Here is a 21,810-nt window from a genome sequence, read left to right as displayed (position 1 = left end):
TTGCGGGGAACGGCCAGGAACTAAGCCGCCAGATCGTCCAGCTCTTCGGCTGAGATCAGCAATCGCCTGCCACACTCGACAATCGTAGCGGCAAGGGCCTCGAAATCGTCGCGTCTTTCGCTTTGCCGGCGCCAGATCAGGCCGATCTCCCGCGAGGGTTCGGGATCGGCAAAGGCAAGGATGCGCACATTGTTTCGGCTGGCTTCCGTGCGCACGGCAATTTCCGGGATCAGCGTCAGGCCCATGCCATGGCTGACCATCTGCAGCAGGGTTGTCATGCTGGTGGCGCCATAATTGACCAGCTGCCGCTGCTTGACGCTGGTGCACACCGCCAGGGCCTGATCGCGCAGGCAGTGGCCTTCTTCGAGCAGCAGCAGCCGCTCCAGCGCCACGCTCTCCTGGGTCATCGGCGAGGTGAGAATGTCGGTATCATTGCTTGACGTGGCAATCAGAAACCGGTCGCGGAACAGCGGTTTGGCGACAATGCCATCGCTGTCGATCGGCAAGGCGGCGATCAGCGCGTCGAGATCGCCGAGCCGCAGATCCTCGACCAGTTTTGACGTCACCGCCTCGCGCAGCTCGATGGTCAGCTCAGGATAGGCTTCGCGCAGTTCCGGAATGAGAATGGGCAGGAGATAGGGCGCTATGGTCGGGATGATCCCCAGCCGCAGGCGGCCCTGCAGAATGCCGCGCCGCTGCGACGCCAGTTCTTCCAGCGATCGGATGCCGTTCAGGATGCCGCGAACCCGCGGCAAAAGCCGCTTGCCCATATCGGTCAGAACCACCGTGCGGCGCGTCCGCTCAAACAGGGGTGTTCCCAGCCGCTGCTCCATCTCCGCGATCTGCGCCGAAAGCGCCGGCTGCGAAATGCGTGCGAGTTCTGCGGCCTTGCGGAAATGCAGAGTGGTGGCGAGGATATCGAAATAGCGCATCTGACGGACGGAAAACATGATAACCAAATCCTATCAATAATAATTCTAAATTCAATTGGAAACTATGATTGGAATAGTTCTATGGTCACCCCTGAGATCGCAGAGAGCCCGCGCGCCGTGCGATTCTGAAAATAGTGTCAAAAACGAAATTCAAGGAGAAGCCAATGGCTGACCGTCCGACGTTGACAACAACTGCCGGTGCACCGGTATCAGACAATCAGAATTCGAGGACTGCGGGCGAACGCGGTCCTGTTCTCCTGGACGACTATCAGCTGCTTGAAAAGCTTGCCCACCAGAACCGTGAACGTATCCCGGAACGTGTTGTTCACGCCAAGGGCTGGGGCGCATTCGGCACGCTGAAGATCACCGGCGATATCTCCCGCTACACCAAGGCCAAGGCCTTGCAGCCGGGCACCGAAACGCCGCTGCTGCTGCGTTTTTCCACGGTTGCCGGTGAACTTGGCGCTGCCGATGCCGAGCGCGACGTGCGCGGTTTCGCCCTCAAATTCTACACGAGCGAAGGCAACTGGGATCTGGTCGGCAACAATACGCCGGTGTTCTTCGTGCGCGATCCGCTGAAGTTCCCTGATTTCATTCACACGCAGAAGCGCCATCCACGCACCAACATGCGTTCGGCCACCGCCATGTGGGATTTCTGGTCGCTGTCGCCGGAAAGCCTGCACCAGGTCACCATCCTGATGTCGGATCGCGGTCTGCCCGTAGCACCGATGTACATGAACGGTTACGGCTCGCACACCTATTCCTTCTGGAATGACAATGGCGAGCGTTTCTGGGTAAAATTCCACTTCAAGACCCAGCAGGGCCACAAGCATTATACCAATGCGGAAGCTGAAACCCTGATCGGCAAGTCACGCGAAACCTACCAGGAAGAGCTGTTTGGCGGCATTGAACGCGGTGAATTCCCGAAATGGACCGTTCAGGTTCAGATCATGAGCGAAAGCGATGCGGAAAAGACCTCCTACAATCCGTTCGATCTGACCAAGGTCTGGCCGCATGGTGAATTCCCGCCGATCGAAATCGGCGTCATGGAACTCAACCGCAATGCCGACAATTATTTCGCCGAGATTGAACAGGCTGCCTTCTCGCCGTCGAACGTCGTTCCCGGCATCGGTCATTCGCCGGACAAGATGCTGCAGGCACGTGTGTTCTCCTATGCGGATGCGCATCGCTACCGCCTTGGCACGCACTATGAAGCACTGCCCGTCAACCAGCCGAAGTGCCCGGTCCATCACTACCACAAGGATGGCCAGATGAACTTCTTTGGCCAGAAGACCGGCAATGTCGATGCCTATTACGAGCCCAACAGCTTCTCGGGCGCCGTCGAGCAGCCGTCGGCAAAAGAGCCGCCGCTGGCTCTTTCCGGCAATGCGGATCGCTACAACCACCGCATCGGCAACGATGACTACGGTCAGGTGACGGCACTGTTCAACCTGTTCGACGCCGGTCAGCGTACGCGCCTGTTCTCTAACATTGCCGCGGCAATGGGCGGTGTTCCCGGCGCTATCATCGAGCGCCAGCTGGCGCACTTCAAGCGCGTTCATCCCGCGTATGAAGCCGGCGTGCGGGCTGCCCTCAAGGAAGCGCATGGCTATGAAGCCAACGCGATTTCCAACGAAGAAAAGCACGCCGCGGCCGAGTAATCGCTGCCTGCAACAACTTTGTTGTTCAATGTGGAAGCCGGAGCGTGATGCTCCGGCTTTCTTTTATTGGCTTTGCCATGTATGCGAAGCCGGTAGACAAAAAGAAGGAATTCCCATGCGACTTGGCGGACGCCTGCAGGCGGCAATCGAAGTACTGGACGATATTGAGACCCGCAAACGCCCGGCTTCCGATGCGCTCAAGGATTGGGGACTGTCGCACCGCTTTGCCGGTGCGGGTGACCGCGCGGTCATCGGCAATATCGTTTATGACGCCTTGCGGCGGAAATTGTCGCTCGGCTGGCGCATGGACAGCAACGCGGCCCGTCATATTGCCTTTGGCGTGCTCCTGTCCGATGCCGAACTGGTTATCGATGAAATCAATGCCGCGCTGGATGGTGACAAGTTTGCGCCCGCACCGCTCGAAGCCGACCGCATGGCTATCTGGCTGGAGCGTGACCTCGCAGCGGCGCCCGATCATGTGCGCGCCGACGTGCCGGAATGGTGCGTTCCGCATTTCCAGGCAATTTTTGGCGATGCCTGGGTAAACGAAGCCGCTGCCCTCAGCGCCCGCCCGCCGGTCGATCTGCGCGTCAACACGCTGAAGGCCGATCGCGAAAAGGTGCTGAAGGAACTGGTTCGCGCCGGAGCCAGCGCCGCGCCGCTGCTGGAAACCGCCGTGCGGGTGCCGCCGCTGCGCGCCATGGGCCGTCATCCGAACGTGCAGGCGGAACCGGCCTTCCAGCGTGGCCTTTTCGAGGTGCAGGATCTCGGCTCGCAGATCGCCGCCAAACTCAGCGGTGCCAGGCCGGGCGAACAGGTGCTCGACTACTGCGCCGGAGCCGGCGGCAAGACGCTGGCGCTGGCGGCCCAGATGGGCAACAAGGGGCAGATTCACGCCTATGACGCGGAACGTGCCCGGCTTGCCCCCATTTTTGACCGGCTCAAACGGGCAGGGGTGCGCAATGCGCAGGCCCACGCCAATTCCAGCGAACTCATTCCGCTTGAAGGCCAGATGGATCTCGTTCTGGTCGATGCGCCTTGCACCGGTTCTGGCACTTGGCGGCGCCGGCCGGACGCGAAGTGGCGCCTCAGCGAGCAGCAGCTGGAACGGCGTGAGGTGGAACAGCGTGAGGTGCTTGACGCGGCCAAGGCCTATGTGAAACCGGGCGGGCGGCTGGTCTACATCACCTGTTCGCTGTTTGCGCCGGAAAACGGCCAGCAGGTCGCTGCGTTCCTGGGGGCAAACCCTGATTACACCCCGGTCGATACCCGCCCGCTTTGGCAGGAGGCGGTGTCGGCGAGCGACGGTCTCGGGCCCTTGTTCAAGGATGGCAACACGATCCTGTCGCCATTGTCGACGTCGACAGACGGCTTCTTCATTTCTGTTCTCAGACGCGAGAAATAGCGGTACAACCATCCGCGACATTGTCCGCAGGAAAGGTTCTTCCATGTCCCGGTCCGTAGGGTTTCTCTTGTTTCTCGTGTTGGCTGTCGGTGGCGGTCTTGCTATCGGCTATATCACGCTGCCGGGCGAATGGTATGCCGGGCTGGTCAAGCCTTCATTCAACCCGCCGAACTGGATTTTTGCGCCGGTGTGGACGATCCTGTATGTCCTGATCGCCGTTGCCGGGTGGCGGGTGTGGGATCTCGATATGACCTCCGCCCAGCAATTCTGGTGGGCGCAGCTCGTCCTGAATTTCCTGTGGTCTCCGACCTTTTTCGGCTTCCAGCAGATGGGATTTGCCTTGCTGGTCATCGCGCTTTTGCTGGTCTCGATCATCGCCTTCATCCGGGTGACATGGGAGCCCGATAGATCGTCGGCTGTCATCTTCATTCCCTATCTCGTCTGGGTCGCCTTCGCCACGCTTCTCAACGCATCGCTGTATCTGCTCAATCCGGTGTCCTGACATGAGCTTGCCCTATCAACTGGCCGCTATTGGCGGCAAACAGGTGCTGTTCGTCATGGCGGTGGATGCGGAGTATGGGGCGCATCTGCAACGGCTGTTCCGGCCGCTGATGACCGGTGTCGGACCGGTGGAGGCAGCGGTCAGCCTTGCAGCCAATCTGGCGGCGCTGGAACGGGATGGAATCGTACCGGACCTCGTTGTATCGCTGGGATCAGCCGGGTCGCGGACGCTGGAGCAGACCGAAGTCTACCAGGCGACAAGCGTCTCCTATCGCGACATGGACGCTTCGCCGCTTGGCTTCACCAAGGGGGCAACGCCGTTTCTCGATCTGCCGGTCACCGTGCCTTTGCCGCTGCGCATCCCGGGCGTGAAGGAAGCATCGCTTTCAACCGGCGCGAACATCGTCTCGGGCAGCGCCTATGACCGGATCGATGCGGATATGGTGGAGATGGAAACTTTTGCCATATTGCGTGCCTGCCAGCGTTTTGGCCTGCCGTTGATCGGGCTGCGCGGCATTTCCGACGGTGCTGCCGATCTGCGCCATGTTGGCGACTGGACCGAATATCTGCATGTGATCGACGAAAAACTGGCGCTGGCCGTGGAAGCCATGGGCCATGCGCTGGAGGCCGGGGCGATCACGCTATAATTTTTTGATTTTCTTATCGACTATTTTATTGATACTGAAAAGTGATATCATTATGTGGATCTCAACCGGAAGCATCGGGCGACGCTTGCCGCCATTTTTGCCAAACCCGTGCGTGCAGGTATTGCTTGGCGGGATGTTGAGGCGCTCATCCTCGCTTGTGGAGGCGAGATTACGGAAGGGCAGGGCTCGCGGGTTCGTATCGCCCTGAATGGCATCCGCGCGGTGTTTCATCGACCGCATCCGCAAAAGGAAACGGATAAGGGCGCGGTGAAATCAGTGAGGCGCTTTCTGCTGGAAGCGGAGACAAGACCATGAGTACGATGCACTACAAGGGCTATGAAGCGGTTATCGAATACGATGAAGATGCTTCTCTTTTCCACGGTGAGGTTATCAATCTTCGCGACGTCATTACCTTTCAGGGAACATCTGCGGCAGAGCTGAAGCAAGCGCTTGCCGGCTCCATCGAGGATTATCTGGCCTTTTGCGCCGAGCGTGGCGAGGAGCCGGAGAAACCATTTTCCGGTCAGTTTGTCGTGCGTGCGGAACCGGTTCTGCACAAGGCCATTTCCAGTGCCGCGCGCCGCGCCGGGGTGAGTCTCAACAAATGGGTTGTCATGACGTTGGAGCGATCGTTGCGCTAGAGGTTCGGATACGAACAAACACCACAACACAAGGATGATTCCTCTCAAATTGTGAACAAATGCAATTGGCATCCGCGTGTGGTGGAGTGACCCATTGCATCGACTCGGCAATTGCTTTAAAGGCCCGCCATGAACACACCCACTCATCCCGATACAGTCCTCATCGTCGATTTCGGCAGCCAGGTAACGCAGCTGATTGCACGCCGTGTGCGCGAAGCTGGTGCCTATTCCGAGATCGTTCCTTTCCAATCCGCTGACGAAGCATTCCGCCGCATCAAGCCGAAGGCGGTCATTCTTTCCGGCAGTCCGCATTCCACCGTGGATATCGGCAGCCCGCGCGCGCCGCAGGCCGTGTTCGAATCGGGCATCCCGGTTCTCGGCATCTGCTATGGCGAGCAGACCATGTGCGCGCAGCTTGGCGGCAAGGTCGAAAGCGGCCATCATCGCGAATTCGGCCGCGCTTTCCTCGACATTCAGGAAGAATGCGCCCTGTTCGACGGCATCTGGGCCAAGGGGACACGCCATCAGGTCTGGATGAGCCATGGCGACCGCGTCGTTTCCATTCCCGACGGTTTCAAGGTTGTCGGCACATCGACCGGCGCGCCGTTCGCGGCCATCGCCAACGAAGCCAAGAAATTCTATGCCGTGCAGTTCCATCCGGAAGTGGTGCACACGCCCGATGGCGCCAAGCTCCTGCAGAATTTCGTGCATCGCATTGCCGGCATCAAGGGCGACTGGACCATGTCCGCCTATCGCGAACAGGCCGTCGCCGCGATCCGCAAGCAGGTTGGCGACAAGAAGGTAATCTGCGCCCTCTCGGGCGGTGTTGATTCCTCCGTTGCTGCCTTGCTCATCCATGAAGCGGTTGGCGATCAGCTCACCTGTATTCTTGTCGACCACGGTCTGATGCGCAAGAACGAGGCTGCCGATGTGGTTGCCATGTTCCGCGAACATTACAACCTGCCGCTCATCCTCGTGAACGCGCAGGACCGTTTCATCGACGCGCTGGAAGGCGAATCCGATCCGGAGAAGAAGCGCAAGACCATTGGCCGCCTGTTCATCGAAGTGTTCGAGGAAGAAGCCAAGAAGCTTGGCGGCGCGGATTTCCTCGCACAGGGAACGCTCTATCCGGACGTGATCGAAAGCGTCTCCTTCACTGGCGGCCCTTCGGTGACCATCAAGTCGCACCACAATGTCGGCGGTCTGCCCGAGCGCATGAACATGCAACTGGTCGAGCCGCTGCGTGAGCTGTTCAAGGATGAAGTACGCGTGCTTGGCAAGGAACTGGGCTTGCCCGATTCCTTCATCGGTCGCCATCCGTTCCCCGGTCCCGGCCTTGCCATCCGCTGCCCCGGCGGCATCACCCGCGAGAAGCTGGAGATTTTGCGTGAGGCCGATGCGGTCTATCTCGATGAAATCCGCAAGGCGGGCCTTTACGATGTGATCTGGCAGGCATTCGCCGTGCTTCTGCCGGTGCAGACCGTCGGTGTCATGGGCGACGGCCGGACCTACGAATTCGTCTGCGCCCTGCGTGCCGTCACTTCCGTCGACGGCATGACAGCCGACTTCTACCACTACGATATGAGCTTCCTTGGCCAGGCGGCCACGCGGATCATCAACGAAGTCAAGGGCATCAACCGCGTCGTCTATGACGTCACGTCGAAGCCGCCAGGCACGATCGAGTGGGAGTAAGAAAAATTGACGGCCATCGTGTCCCTTTGGCGGGAGTGCGACGAAGCCGTGATTTAATCGTTCGGCGCCACACGAAAGGGCAATCATGAACGACTCCGAGCAGGACAGTGCAAACATAGCCAGGAATTTTGAGGCTATGGGCAATTTCATCGAGCATTTTGGCATCAACCGGGATCGGGGTGAGCGGTGCCGTTTCGACGCCGATGTTATCTTTCAAAGTGCGCGGCTGGCACATGAACACACGCGGGTATATCTCAGCTTTCGCGACGACGATGTTTCGTCCGTGCGGTTTGCCGAGAAGGGCGAGCTCAATCCCGTCTTTGTCCATACGGAATTCCGGGTCACGTCCTCGCATTTTCAGTTTGAAAACAATGAGCTGCAGATTACCGGTTCCTCGCCCAAAGTAGGCACGTACAAGGTCCGCATCATACCATCATAGCTGATCAGGAAAGGCTCTGAGGCATGTTCCGGTGCACGGCTTTGTCGATAGCGGCCTGAAGAGCGTCGCCATCGACGGGTTTGTTGAGCATTTGCAGGCCGCTTTCAGCTATCTGTTTCAAGACGGACGGGGATGTATCGCCTGTCAGCAGGAGCGCCGGAACCGTATAGGTCAGATGGTTGAACAGGTCGGCAATCGCCTCCAATCCGGTTGTTCCGGCGGCCAGTCTGTAATCGGCGATGATCAAATCCACCGGCGTCCGTTCCGGTGCCGAAGCGTGTAGCCGTATCACAGCCGCCGCAGATTTGTCCGCGTAAACCCTATGCCCCAGGACCGTCAGCAGTTGAGTGATGGCGTCAAGAACATCCGGTTCATCATCGACCACCATGATGCAGAGAGAGCCGGAAAGTGCAGCCTGCCGCGCGGGGAGAGACGCCGGCGGGCGCAACGTCAGCGGAACAAGGATCGAGAACATCGAACCGCGTCCCTCCCGCGACACGAGCCTCAAGGGATGACCGAGCAATTGTGCCGTACGGCGGACGATTGCCAGACCAAGGCCCAGCCCCTTGTCGCGATCCCGCGCCGGATTGTTCAACTGGTGGAATTCGTCGAACACCGTTTCCTGCTGGTCGGGAGGAATGCCGATACCGGTATCGAGCACCTGTATCTCGACATTTGAACCGCGCTTGCGGCAACCCAGAAGAATTTTCCCGTGGTCGGTGTAGTTGAATGCGTTGGTGAGGAGGTTTGCCAGGATACGCCGCAGCATCATCGGGTCGGTGTAGACCCAGAGATCGCGATCAGCCAGACGCCATTCGAGGTTGCGCTCCCGCGCGGTTCCGCTGAATTCGTCATGCAGATCATCGAACAAGCGCGACAGTGAAACGGGTTCTTTTGCGCTTGTGACGATGCCGGCGTCCAGGCGCGACATGTCGAGCAATGCATTCAGCAAGCCGCTGAGGTTTCCCGTGATCGATTTTACCCGCTTCGCCAGCGTGCGTGCGTCTACACCGCGGACGTCGCCCCGTTCGCCCAGTGTGGCCAGCGTCGAATTGAAAAGGCTGAGCGCGTGCAGGGGCTGGCGCAGGTCATGGCTTGCCGCCGCCAGAAAACGCGACTTGGCGCGATCGGCCGCCCGGGCCTTGTCCCGCTCTTCCTTCAATTGGGTAATGAGTGTCATGTTCTCAAAACGCAGCAGAACGGTCTCGACCATCGATTTGTATGACACACGGCTGTAGTAAAGATTGACACCGGCAAGGCAAACAACAAACACCAGATAAACGTCATTGATTGCTGCTTCCGCCGTCAGCGCGCGGATTGCCATAGGCAACAGCATGGCAATCAGCGAACCGGCATAGGCCGGCGGAAATGCGGACAGTGATGGAATGGCGCCGCATACCAGGCCGGTGAGTACGATGGTGGTGAAAGCCTGCATTTGCGGCTCTGCCGATAAAAACCCGTACCAGCCAAGCAAACCCCACAATGCGCTCGATGCCCACGACAGGGTTGTGAAACGCCAGGCCCAGGCCGACAAAGCCGTGCCGGCTTGTTCCGCCTCGGATTTAGGGCGCCCGAAATAGCGTCTTGATGTCAGGACACGAGCGATTGTCAGGCAGTAAATCGCCCCCACCCACGACACAAGAAGCTCGCTTTGTACAAAATTCCAGAGAACATACAAAACCGGAAGGGGAATAATGAAGTTGGCAAATAATACTGCGTAAGATTGTCGGTATAAAAGATCGATAAGATGAGGCTGTAAATGTTGATCAATTCTCATTGCTGTTTTAACTCTGGCTCGGGAATGCGAGCATGATGCACGCCGTTGGTTTTTTAACAAGAAGGTACGCCTTATGCTCGAGTTTTCGCGGGTCATCCTTGCTGACGATCATGCTCTTGTGCGTGAAGGGCTCAAGCTCCTGCTTTCGACCATCGACGGCGTGACGGTTGCCGGCGAAGCGGCGGATGGCGACACGGTCGACCGCCTGCTCCGGGAAACGGCCGCCGATCTTCTCATTCTTGACCTTGGCATGCCGGGCGTGAACGGATTTCAGTTCATCAGGAATGTGCGAGCGGCCTGGCCCGAGCTGAAGATTCTGATTGTGACGGCAAATCTGGAACCGCGTTCTGTGCGCGCCGCCTTTGATGCCGGCGCGAACGGCTACTTGACGAAAAGCGGCGACGCGACAGAATTTCTGGCCGCCATCGAGGCCATGCGATGCGGCGAACCCTATGTTGCCGACGAGGTGCGTTTTGCCGTCGACCAGCACGGCAAGCGAGACGGCTTCCATGAGCCCAAACCTGCTATTGCGTCTCCCGTCGAACTGACGCGGCGCGAGCAGCAAATCCTGACCCTTATTCCTCACGGCATCTCCACACGTGATATTGCCGAGCGTCTCGGGATCAGTCCGCTCACGGCACGCAAACATCGCGAAAACCTCATGCGTAAACTCAATCTGCACAGTGGAGCCGAACTGACGGCCTATGCCATCCGTCTTGGACTGTCCGCCGGCTGAACGCCGGCAAGGCCGTGTCCCGTCAGATATTCTTGGTTGCCAATGTGACGCCCAGACCAATCAGAATGGACCCGCAGACCTTTGGAACAATCCATCCTGATCCGGCCCTCGTCATCCGGCCAAGCGTGACCGAGGCAATGCCCACAGCCGCAACGTCCGCCGCTGAAAAGGCGAGATTGACGATGATGCCAAGCAGCAGAAACTGCAGCCAGACTGGAGCACTCAGATTGGCGTCGATAAACTGTGGCAGAAATGTCAGGAAGAATAGCGCCGTCTTCGGGTTGAGGACCTCAACGACGACACTGTCGCGAAAAACACCGGGACCCGCGGAAACGGTGTCTTTATGCCCGCCATTTCCGCCCATGAACATGGTGATGCCCAGCCAGACGAGATAGGCGGCGCCAGCAAACTTGATCACCGTGTAAAGCAGTGGTGCGCTGTGAAGGAGTGCTGCCAAGCCCAGCGCCGTCGCGACAATGTGCACGTAACAGCCGAGATGAATACCGCAGGCAGCCTTCAGCCCGGCACCGGTTCCATGCGTCAGCGTCTGGGCGGTCATGTAGAGAATCGCTGGCCCCGGCATGCAGGCAAAGAGCAATGTTGCCAGGACAAATGGCATCAGTTGTTCGAGCGGCAACATCATTATTCCTCCGGCAGATGGGACCGCTCTCATTATCCGGAGCGATTTTGGTCGATCGCGACATTGATCGAACCAAGCGACGACATCATGCGGAGGGACAATTACGGCCGGAAACGCGCAGGGAACATACGGCACTCGTCGTACTTCGACAGCATGGGCGCCGGAACAGAACGACAGGGTTAACAGTCTGCAACGGAAAGCGCGGGGAGCTTCCCTGCCCTCTGTATGGCACGAAATACGGCAAATGCCGTATGGCTGATCGAATCGCTGGACTATATCCCTCCAACAATTAGAAGTTGTGCTGTCGTTCCCAGGGGGGGCACGGTGGAGCTGGGGGAAACGACCATGAAACTTGCCAGCAAGTGCCGGCAGCACGTTGCCGTGTTGCTTTTAAGCGTATGCTTTTCCGGGACAGCATTCGCGCAAGCGGCAGGCGACCCCACCGATCCAGAGACGTGGCGGACACCTGAGTATAAGACCCAGTTTTGGCTCGATTACATTTTCGCCGATTATGCCTATGCCATGGGCGTGGACGGCAGCGGCGTTAAAGTTGGCGTTATCGATTCAGGTTTTGCCAGAGATCACCCGGAATTTGCCGGACGCTATGATGAGGGTATCACCGTCCAGCCCGACAAGCCCTGGTATGTCGATTCAAGCTCGGTGACGCACGGTTCTGCTGTTGCAGGTGTGATTGCAGCAAACAGGGATGGCAAGGGAATGCATGGTGTTGCGCCAGGCGCGACGATCGTTGCCGTGAATGCTGAAGAGGAAGACGGATATATCGATGCAAAGGCTGTCGTCGCTGGAATATATGGTTTGGTTTCCCGCAACGTGCATATCATCAACAACAGCTATGGCTCAGAAGCTGGAATCACGGATTATACGCCCGACGTCGTCTCTTCGATGTACAAGGCCGAAATCGCCGCGTACAGGCACGCCGTAGCCAACGACACCCTGATGATCTGGGCAACCGGCAACGACAGTCGTAGCCAGCCCTCCATTGACGCTGGGTTGCCCTATCTCATTCCGGAGCTGGAACGCGGCTGGCTGGCAGTGACCGGTTATGATTATGAATATGGCAATCAGTGTGGTGTTGCCAAAAACTGGTGTCTGGCCGCGCCCGCTTATGCCGTCTTTACCGTAGACGGACGAGGCGGGTATCAGGCGATGAGTGGAACGTCCTTTGCGGCTCCGCACGTTGCCGGTGCCGCAGCCCTGGTCAAACAGATGTTCCCTTACATGACGATGGATCAGGTCCGGCAGGTTCTGCTAGGAACCGCTTTCGACATTGGCGCTCCCGGTGTGGATGATGTCTACGGATACGGGCTTCTCGATGCCGGCCGTGCCGTGCTTGGGCCGGGGAAATTTGATTGGGGCGATTTCAACGTCAAATTTGACGGCGGTCAGAGTAGATGGTTCAACGACATTACTGGCGCAGGCGGCTTGGTCAAATCGGGTGATGGCGCGCTGTTGATGTTTGGCGACAGCACCTATGCCGGCAAAACCCGGATTGATGGCGGTACTCTGGCGCTGGCGGGGAGCATCGCATCCGATACGCTGGTAAGCCGTGGCGGCGCCCTTTCCGGAGACGGCATCATTTACGGGAATGTCGACAATCAGGGCATCGTCTATGGCGGCTGGGGCGGCGCCGGCGGAACGCTGACAATTGATGGCAACTATCACCAATCCGCCGATGCCAGCATGCGGGTCAAGATCGGCGCAGCGGCGGGTACCAGCCGTGTCGACGTGACGGGCACGGCGCAGCTTGATGGTGGCACAGTTGATGCTTTCCTCAATCCGGGCACGTTTCGCGGTGATGCCCGATACACGATCCTTGCTTCGGGCGGGCTCACCGGAACGTTCAGCCGTGTGCAGGCTGACTACGCCTTCCTCGACCTGACACTCGGCTACGATGCCACCAATGTCTATCTGAACGTTTTGCGGAACAGGACGGCTTTTGCCGATATTGGCACGACGAAGAACCAGAGATCGGTGGGTGCCGGTGTGGAAAGTTTCGGCGGGCTGGTGCTGTCCGGTACTGCCGGGACAGGCAATCCCGCCGCATCCATCTACGACCTGATTATCGGGTCGAATGCCCATGATGCGCAGACAATATTCGACAAGCTCTCCGGTGAAATCCATTCGAGCGTCAAATCGGCACTGCTCGACGAAAGCCGGTTTGCCCGGGATGTCATCTCCGCGCGGCTGCGCGCGGCATCGGGGGCTGCTCCGTCTCCGTCGATGCCTCTTCTGGCCTACGGTCCGGGTGGTCAGATTCCGGCCGCACCCGATGCGTCCTCGGCGGTCTGGGGGCTGGCCTACGGTTCATGGGGACACCTGTCGGGCAATGCGAATGCTGCGAAGCTCGAGCGCTCCTCGGGCGGATTCTATATTGGGGCTGACGGCGAATTCGGGCAGTCATGGCGCGCAGGCTTTGCCGGAGGATATGGCAGCAGTTCGCTTGACGCTCCGGCACGCGCGTCCTCGGCGTCCGTCGACAGCTATACGATCGCTGCCTACGCCGCTGCGCAGATGGATGCGCTGGCCTTGCGTTTTGGCGCGGCCCACACGTGGCACGCGGTGGAAACAAGCCGTTCCACGGCATTTGGTGCATCCGCTGCCGATTACGCTGCGAGAACGGTGCAGGTTTTCGGGGAGGCAGGCTATGCCTTCGATTACAACCGTGTGGCATTGGAGCCATTCGCAGGTCTCGCCTATGCAAACCTTCACACCGACGGCATCGGGGAAAGCGGGACTGCAGGGCTCAAATCCCGCGGCGACATTGATGACAACGTCTATGCAACGCTGGGCCTGCGTGCCCGGACGGATATTCCCGTCGGTGACACGGCCAAGCTGGCGGCAAGGGGAATGCTCGGATGGCAGCATGCCTTTGGCGATGTTGCTCCGGATACAACATTTGCCTTGGCCGGAGGGTCGCCATTCCCGGTCGAGGGTTCGCCCATTGCGCGGGATGCTCTCGTTGCTGAAGCCGGACTGGATTTCTCGCTGACAAAGGCTGTCACGCTGGGTGTTTCCTATACCGGCCAGATGTCGTCTGCGGTGCAGGCGCATGGGGTGCGTGGTGATCTAAGCTGGCGATTCTGAAAGGGCACGCCGCACGAGGGGCGATGCGAGGGGGCTCTCCGATGATAAGGCGGTCCTCCCGCTATGGCCGTATTGGCGCGGCGAACAGCCCATGACCCGTTTGAAGGCAGTACTGAAGGCGTTTTCGGAGTCATAACCCAGTGACAGGGCAATGGCGGACACGGGATCGCTTGAATTCTCCAGCCTGTCTCCCGCCACCAGCATGCGCCAGCGTGTCAGATATTCCATGGGGGACTTTCCGACGGTCTGCTTGAATTTGAGTGCAAAGGTTGAGCGCGACATGCCGGCCCGTTCCGCCAGTGTCTGCAACGTCCAGTGGCGCGCCGGATTCTCATGCATGGCGTTGATCGCCGCGCCCATTTGCTTATCCGCCAGAGCGAACAGCCAGCCGACGCCGCCTTGCAATCCTCCGGCCAGATGCAGTCGCAGCGCCTCGATCAGCATCATATGGGCCAGGTGCTGCACGAGGAGAAAGCCGCCGGGCTGCCGTTCGCGCAACTCCCGCATCATCAGTTCCACGGGCCAGCGCAACACGGACTGATCCGAGTCTTTGCGGATGTGCACGATCGGCGGCAGCATTCCCAACAGCACGCTTGCATGATTGCCGGTCAGGGCAAAACGGCTGCTGACAAGAAAGCAATCGCCGCCGCCTTTATGCACGGCGATGCCACCATTGCGCGCAGCGGAAAAAACCGTGACAGCCTCGACGGACGACAACGTCAGATCGCTTGCCAGGCGAAACGGCCGACCGTACGGCAACAGGAAGCAGTCGCCCGTGCCGAGGTGCACGGCATCGGCAACGCCCTCCACGGACAGCCAGCATTGACCGGAAACCACGGCGCCACATTTGATACTGTCCCGGCTTTCCGGAAACTGGATCGACCATTCACCCCCGGCATCGAAGCCGGCGGACATGTAATTATGCGGTTTCAGCAGGGACAGGACGTCTGAGAGCGGATCCATGGTCATTCCGGACGATTGCGAAGATAATGCGGACTTTACAGCATAGATCGTATTTCTCCAACCGCCTATCTTCTCCACTACGGCCGTGATTGCGGTCATTTCATTCTAAAATGGAGAAGTGGAATGCGTGTTTTCGTTACCGGTGCCACCGGCTTTGTCGGCTCTGCCGTCGTGGAGGAACTTGTCAAGGCGGGCCATCAGGTGCTCGGCCTTGTCCGCACGGACGCGGCGGTCAAATCGCTTGCCGCCCTCGGCGCGCAGGCGCATCGCGGCGATCTCGACGATCTGCCAAGCCTGCGCGATGGCGCCGCCGCCGCAGATGGAGTGATCCACACGGCGTTCAATCATGATTTCTCGAAATTCGCGCAGAACTGCGAGATGGACCGCCGCGCCATCGAGACGCTTGGCGCTGCGCTCAAAGGCTCGGATCGCCCCTTGCTTGTCACCACGGGAATGGCGCATCTGGGACGGGATCGCCCGGCGACGGAAGAAGACCTGCCCGGCCCGGCTTCCGCGGCTGTGCCCCGCGTTTCGGAAGCGACCGCTGCGGCGCTCGCGGCGGATGGAGTGCGCGCGTCGGTGGTTCGTCTTCCTGCGTCGGTTCATGGTGACGGCGACCATGGCTTCGTACCGCACCTCATCAACCTCGCGCGCGAAAAAGGCGTGTCTGCCTATGTCGGCGAAGGGCTCAACCGCTGGCCCGCGGTGCACCGGCTGGATGCGGCTTCCGTCTACCGGCTTGCCCTTGAACGGGGGACCGGCGGCGACCGTTATCATGCGGTTGCCGAGGAGGGTGTGCTGTTCAAGGACATCGCCACGCTGATCGGCCGCCGGCTGAATGTGCCTGTTGTGGCCAAGACTCCCGAGGCGGCGGCCGAACATTTCGGCTGGTTCGCCGTCTTTGCCGGCATGAGCGCTCATGCCGCAAGCGCACGAACCCGCGAATTGTTGAACTGGCAGCCGAACCAGCCCGGGCTGATGTCCGATCTCGACCGGCCGCGCTATTTCGAAATGTAGGGGACGGAGGCTCCAGCCCTTCAAATCGTCACGACGATCTTGCCGAACTGCTCGTTCGATTCCAGAAAGCGATGCGCATCGACGATCTGGTCGAACGGGAAGGTTCTGGCGATGACCGGCTGCAGGGCACCGGATGCCAGGCCGTCCAGGATGAAAGCCTTGGCTGCTTCCAGCCGCGCGGGATCACCAATAATCTCGTGCACGAGATAGCCCCGCAGCGTCAGGGATTTGCTCAGGACGGTAAACAGCGGGAAAGGGGTCGGTTCCGGGCTCAAGCCGCCATATTCCACGAGGATGCCGCCCGGTGCCATGGCAGCGGTCAGCGGGCCGAATATCGGACCGCCGATGGGGTCGAGCACCACGCGCACGCCGTCCGGCCCGGTGATGTCCTTCAGCCGCGTCTCCAGGTCTTCCTCGGCGGCGGCAATGACATGGGCGGCGCCGAAAGCCAGCAGCTCCTGTTTCTTGCCGGAGGTGCGCGTCACGGCAATAGCCGTCGCGCCAACCCTGTTGGCAATCTGGATCGCCGCAAGTCCCACGCTGCTTGACGCCGCGGTGATGACGATGAAATCTCCCCGGCGCAGCTTGGCGATGTCGATCAGCGCGCCGTAAGCGGTCAGGTAAGGCATCCACAGCGCCGCCGCCTTTTCCCAGCTGAGCCATTGCGGATGTTTGACAACCGATCCGGCGGGGAAGGTCACCAGTTCGCCATAGGCCGGCCAGCGCACCATCGATTTGGGCGGTATGACGCTGACCGTATCACCCGGCGCAAAGTTCTCGACGCCTTCGCCAATCGCTTCAACGATACCCGCTGCCTCAAGGCCAAGACCGGACGGCAAAACCGGCGTCTCGATGTAGGTGCCGGTACGCAGAAGCGCTTCGGCACGGTTCAACCCCAAGGCCTTGACGCGGATTTGAACCTCGCCCGGGCCGGGCTGGGGAATCTCGACATTCTCGATGCGCAAAACCTCGGGACCGCCGAATTCATGGAAACGAACAACACGTGCCATAGTCATAACTCCAAACCATTTGAACGGAATAGGCTATGCCAGCAGGAGAAATGCGGATAAATGGCGCATAATGAAGTTCTGTAGAAACCAGGAGTTTCGAATATGGATCGCCTCGCCAGCATGGCCGTGTTTGTCAGAGCCGTTGATCTCGGCTCCTTTGCCGCGGCTGCGGACGCGCTTGGCCTGTCCGGCCCGATGGTCGGCAAACATGTCCGGTTTCTGGAAGAGCGGCTGGGCGTACGCCTGATCAACCGCACGACACGCCGCCAGAACCTGACCGATTTCGGGCGTGCCTATTATGAACGTTGCCGGGTGATACTGGCCGAAGCGGAGGCCGTGGATGCGCTCGCGGATGATCAGCTGTCCGAACCGCGCGGCCGGTTGCGGGTGACGATGCCCGCGCATTTCGGCCGGCACTGCGTCACCCCCGTATTGCTCGGGCTCGCCCGGCAATATCCCATGCTGGAACTTGACCTGTCGCTGAACGACCGCTTCGTCGATCTCGCCGAGGACGAATATGACCTTGCCATCCGGACCGGCACTCCCGACGACAGGGGCGGCGTGATTGCGCGGCGGATCGCCCGCCAGCATATGGTTGTCTGCGCCGCGCCGGCCTATATCGCGAACCATGGCGAACCACGGGCGGTCGACGACCTTGCCGGGCACCAGGCCATCATGTATCGCCGGTCGGGCCGCATCCGCCCATGGCTGTTCCCGCGCGGCGACCAGCCGCCGGCCGAGGCGATGCCGGTCAATCGCGTGCGGCTGGATGACCTCGACGCCATAGCCGACGCTGCCATGGCCGGCATGGGGCTGGCCTGGCTGCCGTCCTGGCTCATCCGCGACCGGATTGCCGCGGGAACACTTGTGCAATTGCTGCCGGATCAGCCGGATTATCTCTACGACGCCTATGCGTTGTGGCTGCCGGTGCCGCATTTGCCGCTGCGGGTCCGCCTGGCCGTGGATGCACTCGCCGCCGCTTTGCCCCGGCTGATGGGGTGAACGGCGCCCTCAGGCTGCCTGCATTCCGCATAGCGGCGATGCTTCAAACAGCCTGCTGCCAATGGTTCGCGCCCTGTCGAGGTGTATTGCCGGATCCTGCGTTTCCGAATCGAGCAGCAGCTCCGACGTGACGACACAGGCACCGCAATAATCGAAGATGCCGTGATCGATCTGCGTCTTCATGGCATCGAAGTAACCGCGCCGGGTATAGGTTCGCGCATCGGCACCTCCAACGCCGATGAGATGCACCTTGAGGTGGCGGAGCTTCTTTTCCAGGCCGCCGTCCAGGCTGAAGTCGAAAGCCCAGCCATTGGAAAAGACCCGGTCGATCCATCCCTTGAGCAGCCCCGGCATCGACCACCAGTAGACGGGAAAGACCAGCACAACAGCATCGGCACGGTCGATCCGCGCCTGTTCGGCAGCGACATCGGCGGGCGGTGCCGCCCGGGTGCGGTGAACGGCGAGATCGGCAGCGGAGAAGCGCGGATCGAACCCTTCGGCCGCGATGTCGGCGATTTCGTGGGAATTACCGGAACCGCGCAGCGACAAACCCTCCGCGATCTGTGCAGCAATGCCGTGGGTGAGGGATGCGGGTTCGGGATGTGCGACAACGATGAGGGCGTGCATGACAAAACTCCTGTCAACGGATTGCAGATGGCGCGTTGATGTTATATACTTTTGGTAAGTTATAATCTGTAAGTTACTTTTGGTATATAGTGATGTCAAGCACGCGAACGAAGGATGCAACGGCGGCTGTCCGTCCGCGCCGGCGGCTGACGCGGGAGGACCGCTTCCGCCAGCTCATGGATGTCGCCTGGCGGATTGTCCGGGAGGAGGGGACAGAAGCCTTGACGCTCGGCTGGCTTGCCGAAAAGGCTGAGGTGACGAAGCCGGTGGTCTATGATCATTTCGGCACGCGCGCCGGTTTGCTGGCAGCGCTTTACCGGGACTTCGATGCCCGCCAGACAATGCTGATGGACGCGGCGCTCGCCGCGAGCAAACCGGCGCTGGCGGATCGGGCTGCGGTCATCGCCTCGTCCTATGTGGACTGCGTGCTTGTGCAGGGGCGCGAAATCCCCGGCGTGATCGCAGCGCTTGCCGGATCGCCCGAACTGGAGAAGATCAAGCGCGAATATAACGGCGTCTTCATCGAGAAGTGCCGGGTGATGCTCGCGCCGTTTGCCGGAGCCGGGACCATTGCTTCGGCGGGCTTGTGGGCGATGCTCGGTGCCGCGGAAGCGCTGTCCTATGCCGCCGCAACGGGCGACGTCACCGCTGCGCAGGCGGAGCACGAGCTGTTCGAAACCATCATTGCTATGGTTGCCAGGAACAGGTGACGAGACAGGCGTTCGCAAAAATACTTGCGGATTGTTCCCTTTTTGTTCTAATGTGCTCGATCGGAAATGCGGTTGCATTTCGGGAGGTCGGCCATGCAGGGCGAATTGAATCTGGGCGATAACTGGCAAAACCGACCGAAACGGCCTGCTTTGCAGGAGCGGCTTTTCTTCGGCATCATGCTCGATCCCGATATGCAGGAGATTGTCGATGCCTGCAGGACCGGCGTAATCAACGATCATGGTCTGACGCGAAAGAGCTTGATCGGGTCTTGCCGTTTTCATATTTCGCTGCACCACTTGGGGGATCACAAGCGCGTGCCAAGCCCTATCCTTTTCGCGGCCAAGCGGGCCGGGAGCGCCGTGTCCACGCCGCCGTTTGAGGTGGCACTACGCTCGCTTAAGAGTTTCGAGGGTGGCGGGCCGGGCCGGAAGCCGCTGGTGCTGATCGGCGAGGGCGAGGGGTTGACCCGGCTCCACACGATTCTCGGTGCTTGCCTCGAGCGCAACGGGCTGCCGGGCAATCGCGGCGCATTCACCCCGCATTTGACGCTTCTCTACAATTCCCGAACGATCAGCGAACAGCCGATTGCGCCGATCCGCTTTGTCGTCAGGGATTTTGTCTTGATCCACAGCAAGCGGGGACTTTCCGAATACGAGATACTGCAGCGCTGGACGCTGCATTGAAGCGCTCCGTTGCGGTCCGCATTCCTATTTCCTGCTCAGATATTTCATGCCGGTGTCGCACATGACGGTGACGACGGTTGCACCAGGGGCAAGCGTATCGGCCAGTCGCAGCGCCGCAATCACATTGGCTCCGGTGGAGGTTCCGGCAAACAGTCCTTCTTCGCCGGCCAGCCGCTTTGCCATGGCGCTGGCTTCCCCCGTCGAGACCTGTTCGATCCCGTCGGCGATGTCGTCCTGCCAGAGCGGCACGACATAGCCCGCGCCAATCCCGTCAATTTTATGCGCGCCGGTCTTGCCACCGGACAGGACGGGCGATTCCGCCGGCTCCACCGCAACGATGCGGATCTGGTCATTGTATCGGCGCAAGACCTCGCCGGTTCCCCGGAGGGAAGCCGCCGTGCCGACACTTTGCACAAAGCCGTCGATGCGTCCGTTTGTCTGGTCCCAGATTTCGGCGGCCATGGCGTGATAGGCCGCCAGCTGATCCCTGTTGTTCATCTGGTCGGTCCAGAAACTGCCGGGGGTTTGCCTCGCGATGATACGCGCCGCTTCGATCATGTCGCGCGTCAATTTCTCGGTCATGCGTCCGCTGTCGCTTGGCACGATGTGCAGTGTGGCGCCGAGAATTGCCATGTGGTCGAGTTTTTCCCGGGCAAAGGCGTCCGAGGTGACGATGTGCAGGGGATAGCCTTTGACCGCGCAGACGAGCGACAGGGAAACGCCGGTGCTGCCGCCGGTATATTCCACCACGGAGCCGTTGGCAGCTAACCGCCCATCCGCCTCCGCCGCCTCGATCATGGCAAGCGCCATGCGGTCCTTCATGCTGCCGGTGGGGTTTTCGCTTTCAAGCTTCACGAGGATGCGGGCGCCGTTGGCGGGACGGATGGTCCGCAGGGCCAGCAGCGATGTGTTGCCGATGGTGTCAAGGATCGTTCGTTGCGAGGCGTGCATGGTCTCGATACTCCGCGTCAAACTGCACTATCCGGTTCGGGGGGGGCGCAAAAACCGGTTTCCATGTAGATACATATTATGTATATGCATATATCCATGACCTTGGCAAAACAACCGAAAAAAACCTTGCGGACCGACGCCCGCGCGCTGGTTGAGAATTGCGCGGGCTGGAACAGCCGTCTGGCGGCGCGCCGCATCACGGCTTTTCTGGATCGCGAATTGGCGGATCTTGGCCTTAGCGCGGCGCAGCTTGGCCTGATGGCGCAGATTGCTGCCCTGACCGATGATACGCTGGGCGCGCTCGCCCAGCGCAGCGGCCTGGAGCAATCCACCCTGTCGCGCAACTTGCGCACGCTTGAGCGCGAACAACTGATCGAAATCACCCTGGTGGAAACCGACCTGCGTCGCCGCGCGGTGTGGCTGACGGAAACAGGCGCGCGCCGTCTCGAAGCGGCGATACCCGTGTGGCGGGAAGCGCAGGCCAGGCTCGCGCAAGTCGTGCCGACGGATATTGTTCGCCAGCTGGCGGATCAAAGCGAGGCGCTCTGAGGCGGGAAAAGCCTGCCCGACGCGCAGTTGCCCTGATGTTGCAGGGCGCAACCTTGGTGCAATGTGAGTGGCCTAATTGTGTTGCGGCGAATGAAGAGTGCGGGCAGGGCACAGCGATTGC

At 60.1% G+C, this 21,810-nt stretch carries 23 protein-coding genes; 15 read left to right on the top strand and 8 right to left on the bottom strand.

Going from position 1 to position 21,810, the window contains the following annotated elements; all coding sequences use genetic code 11:
• Window positions 1–20: 20 nt before the first annotated feature.
• Complete coding sequence (locus J1W56_RS02670) at window positions 21–950, bottom strand: hydrogen peroxide-inducible genes activator (RefSeq protein ID WP_223611616.1); 930 nt, start codon at window positions 948–950, stop codon at window positions 21–23.
• Window positions 951–1,096: 146 nt separating this feature from the next.
• Here J1W56_RS02670 and katA point away from each other — a divergent pair, with 146 nt between their 5' ends.
• The 4 genes from katA to J1W56_RS02650 all read left to right on the top strand — a co-directional run bounded on the left by katA (window position 1,097) and on the right by J1W56_RS02650 (window position 5,146).
• Window positions 1,097–2,593, top strand: coding sequence for a catalase KatA (gene katA / locus J1W56_RS02665; protein WP_223611615.1), 1,497 nt, complete (start codon window positions 1,097–1,099; stop codon window positions 2,591–2,593).
• A 115-nt stretch (window positions 2,594–2,708) separates the two neighbouring features.
• Window positions 2,709–3,998 carry an RsmB/NOP family class I SAM-dependent RNA methyltransferase gene (locus J1W56_RS02660; protein ID WP_223611614.1) on the top strand — a complete coding sequence of 430 codons (1,290 nt, stop codon included), beginning with the start codon at window positions 2,709–2,711 and terminating at the stop codon, window positions 3,996–3,998.
• Between the two features lie 43 nt (window positions 3,999–4,041).
• Window positions 4,042–4,500 carry a TspO/MBR family protein gene (locus J1W56_RS02655; RefSeq protein ID WP_223611613.1) on the top strand — a complete coding sequence of 153 codons (459 nt, stop codon included), beginning with the start codon at window positions 4,042–4,044 and terminating at the stop codon, window positions 4,498–4,500.
• 1 nt (window position 4,501) lies between these two features.
• Window positions 4,502–5,146 (top strand): 5'-methylthioadenosine/S-adenosylhomocysteine nucleosidase, encoded by a 645-nt coding sequence (locus J1W56_RS02650; protein ID WP_404927813.1) that lies wholly within the window; start codon window positions 4,502–4,504, stop codon window positions 5,144–5,146.
• On the opposite strand, the gene J1W56_RS26045 is transcribed toward J1W56_RS02650, so the two are convergent.
• On the bottom strand, window positions 5,141–5,377 hold the full coding sequence (locus J1W56_RS26045) for a hypothetical protein (RefSeq protein WP_308526421.1): 237 nt from the start codon (window positions 5,375–5,377) through the stop codon (window positions 5,141–5,143). The two genes, J1W56_RS02650 and J1W56_RS26045, sit on opposite strands and share 6 nt — an antisense overlap.
• On the opposite strand from J1W56_RS26045, the gene J1W56_RS26040 reads away from it, so the two are divergent.
• From J1W56_RS26040 to J1W56_RS02630, 4 genes are all read left to right on the top strand, one after another.
• Window positions 5,315–5,461 carry a type II toxin-antitoxin system HicA family toxin gene (locus J1W56_RS26040; RefSeq protein ID WP_319025520.1) on the top strand — a complete coding sequence of 49 codons (147 nt, stop codon included), beginning with the start codon at window positions 5,315–5,317 and terminating at the stop codon, window positions 5,459–5,461. The genes J1W56_RS26045 and J1W56_RS26040 overlap by 63 nt on opposite strands.
• Window positions 5,458–5,787, top strand: a complete 330-nt coding sequence (locus tag J1W56_RS02640) for a type II toxin-antitoxin system HicB family antitoxin (protein WP_223611611.1) — start codon at window positions 5,458–5,460, stop codon at window positions 5,785–5,787. Before J1W56_RS26040 ends, J1W56_RS02640 begins: the two co-directional genes overlap by 4 nt.
• A 129-nt stretch (window positions 5,788–5,916) precedes the next feature.
• Window positions 5,917–7,479, top strand: a complete 1,563-nt coding sequence (guaA, locus tag J1W56_RS02635; RefSeq protein WP_223611610.1) for a glutamine-hydrolyzing GMP synthase — start codon at window positions 5,917–5,919, stop codon at window positions 7,477–7,479.
• A gap of 85 nt (window positions 7,480–7,564) precedes the next feature.
• A complete protein-coding gene (locus tag J1W56_RS02630; protein WP_223611609.1) occupies window positions 7,565–7,918 on the top strand; it encodes a hypothetical protein in 354 nt (117 codons plus the stop codon).
• 4 nt (window positions 7,919–7,922) lie between these two features.
• Here the strand turns inward: J1W56_RS02630 and J1W56_RS02625 are convergent, their stop codons facing one another.
• Window positions 7,923–9,353: a hybrid sensor histidine kinase/response regulator gene (locus tag J1W56_RS02625; RefSeq protein ID WP_223611608.1), complete on the bottom strand. Its 1,431-nt coding sequence runs from the start codon at window positions 9,351–9,353 to the stop codon at window positions 7,923–7,925.
• Window positions 9,354–9,768: 415 nt separating this feature from the next.
• Here J1W56_RS02625 and J1W56_RS02620 point away from each other — a divergent pair, with 415 nt between their 5' ends.
• The gene (locus J1W56_RS02620) at window positions 9,769–10,431 is read left to right on the top strand and encodes a response regulator (RefSeq protein WP_223611607.1); all 663 of its coding nucleotides are present in this window, start codon (window positions 9,769–9,771) and stop codon (window positions 10,429–10,431) included.
• A gap of 22 nt (window positions 10,432–10,453) precedes the next feature.
• Here J1W56_RS02620 and J1W56_RS02615 read toward each other — a convergent pair whose 3' ends face one another.
• Window positions 10,454–11,071, bottom strand: coding sequence for a LysE family translocator (locus J1W56_RS02615; RefSeq protein ID WP_223612384.1), 618 nt, complete (start codon window positions 11,069–11,071; stop codon window positions 10,454–10,456).
• Between the two features lie 345 nt (window positions 11,072–11,416).
• On the opposite strand from J1W56_RS02615, the gene J1W56_RS02610 reads away from it, so the two are divergent.
• Complete coding sequence (locus J1W56_RS02610; RefSeq protein ID WP_223611606.1) at window positions 11,417–14,176, top strand: autotransporter domain-containing protein; 2,760 nt, start codon at window positions 11,417–11,419, stop codon at window positions 14,174–14,176.
• On the opposite strand, the gene J1W56_RS02605 is transcribed toward J1W56_RS02610, so the two are convergent.
• Window positions 14,159–15,139, bottom strand: coding sequence for an AraC family transcriptional regulator (locus J1W56_RS02605; RefSeq protein WP_223611605.1), 981 nt, complete (start codon window positions 15,137–15,139; stop codon window positions 14,159–14,161). The two genes, J1W56_RS02610 and J1W56_RS02605, sit on opposite strands and share 18 nt — an antisense overlap.
• Before the next feature lie 123 nt (window positions 15,140–15,262).
• Between J1W56_RS02605 and J1W56_RS02600 the strand changes: the two genes are divergently transcribed.
• Complete coding sequence (locus J1W56_RS02600; RefSeq protein WP_223611604.1) at window positions 15,263–16,156, top strand: SDR family oxidoreductase; 894 nt, start codon at window positions 15,263–15,265, stop codon at window positions 16,154–16,156.
• 20 nt (window positions 16,157–16,176) lie between these two features.
• Here J1W56_RS02600 and J1W56_RS02595 read toward each other — a convergent pair whose 3' ends face one another.
• A complete protein-coding gene (locus J1W56_RS02595; protein ID WP_223611603.1) occupies window positions 16,177–17,166 on the bottom strand; it encodes a zinc-dependent alcohol dehydrogenase family protein in 990 nt (329 codons plus the stop codon).
• Window positions 17,167–17,268: 102 nt separating this feature from the next.
• Here J1W56_RS02595 and J1W56_RS02590 point away from each other — a divergent pair, with 102 nt between their 5' ends.
• Entirely contained in the window at window positions 17,269–18,168 is a 900-nt protein-coding gene (locus tag J1W56_RS02590) for a LysR family transcriptional regulator (protein ID WP_223611602.1), read from the top strand.
• Between the two features lie 9 nt (window positions 18,169–18,177).
• Here J1W56_RS02590 and J1W56_RS02585 read toward each other — a convergent pair whose 3' ends face one another.
• Window positions 18,178–18,795 (bottom strand): NAD(P)H-dependent oxidoreductase, encoded by a 618-nt coding sequence (locus J1W56_RS02585; RefSeq protein WP_223611601.1) that lies wholly within the window; start codon window positions 18,793–18,795, stop codon window positions 18,178–18,180.
• A gap of 92 nt (window positions 18,796–18,887) precedes the next feature.
• Here J1W56_RS02585 and J1W56_RS02580 point away from each other — a divergent pair, with 92 nt between their 5' ends.
• On the top strand, window positions 18,888–19,505 hold the full coding sequence (locus J1W56_RS02580; RefSeq protein ID WP_223611600.1) for a TetR/AcrR family transcriptional regulator: 618 nt from the start codon (window positions 18,888–18,890) through the stop codon (window positions 19,503–19,505).
• Window positions 19,506–19,598: 93 nt separating this feature from the next.
• Entirely contained in the window at window positions 19,599–20,189 is a 591-nt protein-coding gene (locus tag J1W56_RS02575; protein WP_223611599.1) for a 2'-5' RNA ligase family protein, read from the top strand.
• A gap of 24 nt (window positions 20,190–20,213) precedes the next feature.
• On the opposite strand, the gene J1W56_RS02570 is transcribed toward J1W56_RS02575, so the two are convergent.
• Window positions 20,214–21,161 (bottom strand): PLP-dependent cysteine synthase family protein, encoded by a 948-nt coding sequence (locus tag J1W56_RS02570; protein ID WP_223611598.1) that lies wholly within the window; start codon window positions 21,159–21,161, stop codon window positions 20,214–20,216.
• Between the two features lie 75 nt (window positions 21,162–21,236).
• Between J1W56_RS02570 and J1W56_RS02565 the strand changes: the two genes are divergently transcribed.
• Window positions 21,237–21,689 (top strand): MarR family winged helix-turn-helix transcriptional regulator, encoded by a 453-nt coding sequence (locus J1W56_RS02565; RefSeq protein ID WP_223611597.1) that lies wholly within the window; start codon window positions 21,237–21,239, stop codon window positions 21,687–21,689.
• Window positions 21,690–21,810 lie beyond the last annotated feature (121 nt).

The organism is Phyllobacterium calauticae (assembly GCF_019991125.1).
GTDB lineage: Bacteria > Pseudomonadota > Alphaproteobacteria > Rhizobiales > Rhizobiaceae > Phyllobacterium > Phyllobacterium calauticae.
The sequence above is the reverse complement of the archived record's forward strand: the minus strand, read 5'-3'. Positions and strand labels throughout refer to the sequence as shown.